Source organism: Thalassospira xianhensis MCCC 1A02616 (genome assembly GCF_003326475.1).
GTDB lineage: Bacteria > Pseudomonadota > Alphaproteobacteria > Rhodospirillales > Thalassospiraceae > Thalassospira > Thalassospira xianhensis.
The window spans coordinates 1-6,658 of record NZ_JPWA01000072.1 but is presented as its reverse complement, the minus strand read 5'-3'; the positions used below and the strand labels follow the sequence as shown (position 1 = coordinate 6,658).

Sequence of the window (6,658 nt, the reverse complement as noted above, 5' to 3'; positions counted from 1 at the left end):
GGTGCTGCACGCCTGGCCATGGTTGGCGGGGTGACGGGTGCCGCAACCGCACTTTCTGCTGGAAGTGCGCAGGCTTCCACCGCTGCCGGGGCAAGCCTCGCCCCCGGACAGCTTGACGAGTATTACGGCTTCTGGTCATCGGGCCAGACGGGTGAAATGCGCATTCTGGGCATCCCGTCCATGCGTGAGCTGATGCGCGTTCCTGTCTTTAACCGTTGTTCGGCAACCGGTTGGGGGCAGACCAATGAAAGCCTGAATGTCCTGACCGAAAACATGTTGCCCAAAACCAGGGACTATCTGGCCGCAAACGGCAAGAAAGTCCATGACAACGGCGACCTTCACCACGTGCATATGTCCTTTACCGAAGGGAAATATGACGGGCGGTACCTGTTCATGAATGACAAGGCAAACACACGTGTTGCACGTGTCCGTTGCGACGTCATGAAAACCGACAAAATCCTTGAAATCCCGAATGCCAAGGCCATTCACGGCCTGCGTCCGCAAAAATGGCCGCGCACCAACTATGTCTTTGCCAATGGCGAGGACGAAACCCCGATGGTCAATGACGGCAAGGTACTGAATGATCCATCACAATATGTGAACTTCTATACGGCAATCGATGCAGATGAAATGCAGGTTGCCTGGCAGGTCATGGTATCGGGCAACCTGGATAACACCGATGCCGACTATGAAGGGAAATACGCGTTTTCCACCAGCTACAACTCGGAAATGGGTATGAACCTTGCGGAAATGACCGCATCCGAGCTTGATCACGTCGTGGTCTTTAACCTCAAGGAGATCGAAAAAGGTATCGCTGCCGGCGATTATATCGAGCTCAATGGTGTCAAGGTCATCGACGGTCGCAAGGGCAAGAACAAAAACTATACCCGTTACATTCCAATCCCCAACAGCCCGCATGGCTGTAACATGGCACCGGACAGGAAACACCTGTGTATCGCGGGCAAGCTGTCCCCGACCGTGTCGGTGATCGATGTCACCAAACTTGATGCCGTGTTCTATGATGGTGCGGAACCCCGCTCTGCGGTTGTTGCCGAACCGGAACTTGGCCTTGGTCCGCTTCATACCGCATTTGACGGCAAGGGCAATGCGCTGACCACCCTGTTCCTTGACAGCCAGGTGGTCAAATGGAACATCGAAAAAGCCGTGCGTGCCTATGCCGGCGAGAAGGTCGACCCGATCATCAAGAAGGTCGATGTGCATTATCAGCCAGGTCACAACTCCACCTCGATGGGCGAGACACTGGAAGCAGACGGGAAATGGTTCATTTCGATGAACAAGTTCTCGAAGGACCGGTTCCTGAATGTTGGTCCGCTGAAACCGGAAAACGAACAGCTGTTCTCGATGCAGGGTGACGACCTTGTTCTGGTCCATGACGGCCCGACATTCGCCGAACCCCATGATTCAATCATTGTGCACCGTTCTGTCGTCAATCCGGTCAGTGTCTGGAACCGTCAGGACCCGATGTGGGCAAAAACCCGCGAACAGGCCGAGGCCGATGGCGTCAATATCGACGAATGGGCCGAAACGGTTATCCGTGATGGCAACAAGGTGCGTGTCTACATGACCAGTAGCGCACCGACCTTCAGCCTTGAATCCTTTACCGTCAAGGAAGGGGATGAGGTCACGGTGATCGTGACCAACATGGATGACATCGACGATCTGACTCACGGCTTTACCATGGGTGATCATGGTGTGGCCTTTGAAATCGCGCCACAAGCCACGGCATCGGCAACCTTTGTTGCGTCCAAACCCGGTGTCTACTGGTATTACTGCCAGTGGTTCTGCCATGCCCTGCACATGGAAATGCGCGGGCGTATGTTTGTCGAACCGCGGAGCTGATGATCATGATGCGCTCCGTCCTGATGATTCTGGCCCTGATTGTTTTGCCGCTGCAGGTTTTTGCTGCGACGCAATCCGTGCCGTCAACAGACGGCGCGCTCGCCGCAGCCATCGCCGGGGCGGCCCCCGGCGATGTGCTTTTTCTTGATTCCGGCTACCATCAGGGGCCGGTTGAACTGAACAAACCGATTACGATTGACGGACGGCACGAGGCGACAATCATCGGCAACGGGACCGGAAGCGTCATCACCATAACCGGCTCGGATATCACCATTCGCAACCTTGAAATCACCGGGTCGGGGTCATCGCACGAAACCATTGATTCCGGCATTCAGTTGCACCGCACCGCCGCACGCATCCTGATCGAGGGGAACACGCTCCTCGGCAACCTCTATGGTGTTGATATTCACGGTGCCACGGATGCCACGGTTCGCAACAATATCATCATCGGGCGGCGTGATCACAGAATCAACTCCCGGGGCAATGGAATTTATGTCTGGAACGCGCCCGGCACGCTGGTCGAAAAAAACGATATCCAGTATGGCCGCGACGGTATTTTCGTAAACACATCCAAACGCGGAATTTTCCGCGATAACCTGATGCACGATCTGCGATTTGCCGTGCATTACATGTATGCCCATGACTCAGAAATCTCAGGGAATGTATCGGTCGGCAATCATCTTGGTTTTGCCCTGATGTATTCCAACCGCATTACCGTGCGCAACAATCTTTCACTCGCCGACCGCGATCAGGGATTGATGCTGAATTACACCAACAAATCCGATCTGGTCGGGAACATGGTGCGTGGAACCGGCGGGAAATGCCTCTTTATCTATAACGCACATCACAACCTGATCGGCGACAACCGGTTTGAAGGCTGTGGTATCGGCATTCATTTCACTGCCGGTTCGGAAAGCAATGCCATGACTGGTAATGCGTTCATCGCCAACCAGACCCAGGTCAAGTATGTCGGTACCCGCGATGTGGAATGGAGCTTCGATGGCCGGGGCAATTTCTGGTCGGATCATCCGGCATTCGATCTTGATGGTAATGGTATCGCCGATAGCCGGTTCCGCCCCAATGACCTTATGGACCATATCCTTTGGTCGCAACCGGCTGCCGGAATGCTGTTGGGTTCACCGGCGGTTCAATTGATCCGCTGGAGTCAGGCGCACTTCCCGGCCATCCTCCCCGGCGGTGTTATCGATAGCTTCCCCCTGATGGAACCGATCAGCATTCCCGTTCCCGACAATATCGCCATGCTGGAATCTGCTGCCCGCGCCACCCCCATATGGCTGGGTGAAAGGACTGAAAATGTGTCTGACACTCTCGCAGGTCACTAAACGTTACGGAAACCATACCGTTCTTGATGCTGTCGGCTTTGATGTAAGAGCCGGAGAACGTGTTGCACTTCTTGGCCATAACGGGGCTGGCAAATCGACACTGATGAAGATCATCCTCGGACTGATCCCGGCCGATCTGGGGTCTGTATCTGTCCTTGGCGCTGCCCCGGGCAGCCAGACAGCCAGAACCGGTACCGCCTATTTGCCCGAAAACGCTGCGTTTCATCCGGCCCTGACCGGGCAGGAGCAACTTTGTCACTACCTTCGTTTACGCGGTGCAAGCACCAGCCAGGCAATGCCCCTTCTGGAGCGTGTCGGCTTGGAGACTGCAGCAAGACGACGGATCGGAACATATTCCAAAGGCATGCGCCAGCGCGTCGGCCTGGCGCAGGCCTTGATCGGAACACCGCGGCTTTTGGTCCTTGATGAACCGACAAGCGGGCTGGACCCGGTTTCGAGGCGGGAATTTTATACCATTCTGGATGAACTTGCCGCTCAGGGAACCGCGATCCTGCTTTCCTCCCATGCCCTGACCGAAGTTGAAGCCCGAACCGACCGGATTGTGATCCTGTCATCCGGGGTCATGGTGGCCAACGATACGCTGGCAAATCTGCGACGGCGGGCATCCCTGCCCATTCGCCTGCAGATATCGGCACAAAACGGCAAGGCCGATGAGGTTGCCCGGAAACTTTCTGCGGGCCGGCGCAACGGTGTCATGGTCGATCTGGTCTGTCGTTCCGATGAAAAACTTGCCCGGCTCGGGGATATTTCCGCACTTGGGTCACTGGTGGATGATGTCGACATTATCCCACCAAGTCTGGAAGACATTTACAGTCATTTCAGTAAAGGGGGTGGCGCATGAACCGTATTCTGGCATCGGCCCGAACCGAATTTTTCATTGCCTTGCGCAACCGCTGGATCACGATTGCCGTGGCAATGATGGTGCTGTTCTCGCTTGTTCTGTCTGCTGCCGGAAGTGCGCCAACCGGGGCGCTCGGGGTAGATAAACTCTCGGTGACAGTCGCCAGCCTGACCTCGCTTGCGGTGTATCTTGTCCCGTTGGTCGCACTTTTGATGTCCTTTGATGCGATTGCCGGGGAAATCGAACGCGGCACCCTGTCACTTGTTCTGACCTATCCCGTGTCGCGCGCAGCCCTTATCCTTGGAAAATTCACGGCCCACCTGGCGATCCTCGCCATCGCAGTTGCTGCCGGGTACGGTATTGCCGCCATTGCGGCAATGGCCGCCGACCCCGATGCAATCCGGGGCGTACCGGCATTGCTGCGTCTTTTCTGGACATCCATCCTTTTGGGCGCGACGTTCATCGGCATTGGATATGGCTTATCGGCCTTTGCCCGTCGTCCGGGCGCGGCCGCCGGTCTGGTGATCGGTCTGTGGCTGGTGCTGATTGTACTTTATGACCTCGGTCTTCTGGCGGCAATTGTTGCGGATGACGGCGGGAAATTCACCACCGATTACTTCCCCTGGCTTTTGCTTGGCAATCCGGCTGATGCCTTCCGGATTTATAATCTTGCCGTATCGGACGCCACCGCCGCCGCCACCGGCCTGACAGGCGCAGCCAATAGCATCCCGCCTGTCCTCGCCCTGATCTCCATCCTTGTCTGGCCCATCGTCGCCACAACCATTGCCTGGCTGACATTCCGGAAGGTAACGCCATGATAACCCGATCAAAGCAAGCATCGTGGCTGCTGATTGCAGGTAGTCTTTTGATCCTGACTGGCTGTGAGGATCAGATCACGGATGACATGCCGCCACCGGTCGCCCTGACAGAAGAAGCCGTCGGACATTTTTGCCAGATGAATATTCTGGAACATGCCGGTCCCAAGGCACAGATCCATCTGGATGGGCTGCCCTATCCACTGTTTTTCAGTCAGGTGCGCGATGGTGTGGCTTATGAACGCATGCCGGAACAGAATTATAAAATCCGCGCCGTTTATGTAACGGATATGTCCAAGGCATCGGAATGGAACAATGTCGGTTCGGATAACTGGATACCAGCGATATCGGCCTATTATGTGGTGGGATCGAACAAAGCGGGCGGCATGGGGTCCCCCGAACTCGTGCCGTTCTCCGGGCAGGAAGATGCCATGACATTTGCCCGCCAGCATGGCGGCCGGGTCATGGTGCTGACCGATATCAGTGATGCACTGGTTCTGGGCAATGCGTCGGCCGCACCATCTGCGCGGGTCAATGAAACAGCGACCCTGCCAGATGACGAAGATTATCGCTCCCGCCTTGAAAAACTTCGCACAGAATGAGGTTCGCCATGCCCGCCATTTCACGACGTCGGTTTTTAAGTATTTCTGCGGCTGCCGGTGTTCTTGGCAGTGTTCCCCTTGCCGCATTGGCCACACCGGCAAAACACCTTCTCCAAAGCTGGACGGGGGTCGCAATGGGGGCTGCTGCCTCAATCACGCTATCGCATCCGAATGCAGACGATATCCTTGACCGTGCGCGAAGCGAACTTGACAGGCTGGAGAATATATTCAGCCTGTATCGGCCCCACTCAGCCCTGTCTCGGTTAAACACCACTGGAAGGGTCGATACCCCGCCGTTCGAGCTGCTGGAATGTCTTGGCATGTGTGGCCTTATCCATCAGGCCAGCAACGGCCTTTTTGATCCGACCATTCAGCCGATCTGGCAATTATACGCCGAAAGTTATGCCAACGGACATGCCCCGGCCCCCGCTTTGATCAAACAGGTCCGGGACCAGACCGGATGGCACAGGGTTTCGATCACCTCGAACCAGATATCATTTACGCAACCGGGCATGGCAATTACCCTGAACGGCATTGCGCAGGGCTATGTTGCGGACCGGATTGCCACCCTTTTGCGCAGTGAAGGACTGACGAATGTTCTGATCAATACTGGCGAATTTTCTGCGATTGGCGGTCACCCGGACGACAAGCCATGGGCTGTTGCCATTGATACCGGGTCACAGATCAAAAAAGATGCCGTCATGTTGCGGGACAATGCATTGGCAACCTCATTGCCAAACGGGACATTCTTTGATCAGGATGGCCTGATCGGGCATATCCTCAATCCGCGAACAGGGCTTCCGGTAAAAACCCGTCGTGACAGCATCAGTGTCACGGCCTCGAAAGCCGCGCTGGCGGATGGCCTGACGACCGCAATGTGCCTGATGAATGACGCAGAATGCGAGATGTTGCTCAAACAGTTTCCAAGCGCACGACTGGTTTGAAACGAGGCACGCTGATGCGTCGGGAATGCCAAGCAAGAGGATCTTTTTACAGGTTACGAGGGCAGGATTAGTCTCGGCCCTTCGGGCTTCGCCAGCTTCGCAAAGAACCTTGCAAACCGGCCTGGCCTGTTTGCAATCTTCCAATCCACATGCACCCGACAATCGAACATTAAAAAAGCCCGCCGAATGGCGAGCTTTTTAATGTTGGTTGCGGGGGCAGGATTTGAACCTA

Annotated in this window: 6 protein-coding genes; all 6 read left to right on the top strand. The window is 55.6% G+C overall.

Translation table 11 applies throughout. The features are described from left to right. Positions 1–1,860, top strand: a 1,860-nt coding sequence (nosZ, locus tag TH5_RS24875; protein ID WP_114124113.1) for a TAT-dependent nitrous-oxide reductase, incomplete at its 5' end; no start/stop codon positions are given. A 5-nt stretch (positions 1,861–1,865) separates the two neighbouring features. Then, positions 1,866–3,203: a nitrous oxide reductase family maturation protein NosD gene (locus tag TH5_RS24870; RefSeq protein WP_114124112.1), complete on the top strand. Its 1,338-nt coding sequence runs from the start codon at positions 1,866–1,868 to the stop codon at positions 3,201–3,203. After that, complete coding sequence (locus TH5_RS24865) at positions 3,175–4,065, top strand: ABC transporter ATP-binding protein (protein ID WP_114124110.1); 891 nt, start codon at positions 3,175–3,177, stop codon at positions 4,063–4,065. The genes TH5_RS24870 and TH5_RS24865 overlap by 29 nt, the downstream gene beginning before the upstream one ends. Further along, on the top strand, positions 4,062–4,883 hold the full coding sequence (locus TH5_RS24860) for an ABC transporter permease (RefSeq protein WP_114124109.1): 822 nt from the start codon (positions 4,062–4,064) through the stop codon (positions 4,881–4,883). Before TH5_RS24865 ends, TH5_RS24860 begins: the two co-directional genes overlap by 4 nt. After that, positions 4,880–5,482: a nitrous oxide reductase accessory protein NosL gene (locus TH5_RS24855; RefSeq protein WP_114124108.1), complete on the top strand. Its 603-nt coding sequence runs from the start codon at positions 4,880–4,882 to the stop codon at positions 5,480–5,482. The genes TH5_RS24860 and TH5_RS24855 overlap by 4 nt, the downstream gene beginning before the upstream one ends. Positions 5,483–5,490: 8 nt before the next feature. Continuing rightward, positions 5,491–6,426: an FAD:protein FMN transferase gene (locus TH5_RS24850; protein WP_208638541.1), complete on the top strand. Its 936-nt coding sequence runs from the start codon at positions 5,491–5,493 to the stop codon at positions 6,424–6,426. Positions 6,427–6,658 lie beyond the last annotated feature (232 nt).

Excerpts from the sequence above, each read along its gene's own strand:
- TH5_RS24870 (WP_114124112.1), top strand. The coding sequence starts at position 1,866 with ATGATGCGCTCCGTCCTGATGATTCTGGCCCTGATTGTTTTGCCGCTG.
- TH5_RS24865 (WP_114124110.1), top strand. The coding sequence starts at position 3,175 with ATGTGTCTGACACTCTCGCAGGTCACTAAACGTTACGGAAACCATACC.
- TH5_RS24860 (WP_114124109.1), top strand. The coding sequence starts at position 4,062 with ATGAACCGTATTCTGGCATCGGCCCGAACCGAATTTTTCATTGCCTTG.
- TH5_RS24855 (WP_114124108.1), top strand. The coding sequence starts at position 4,880 with ATGATAACCCGATCAAAGCAAGCATCGTGGCTGCTGATTGCAGGTAGT.
- TH5_RS24850 (WP_208638541.1), top strand. The coding sequence starts at position 5,491 with ATGCCCGCCATTTCACGACGTCGGTTTTTAAGTATTTCTGCGGCTGCC.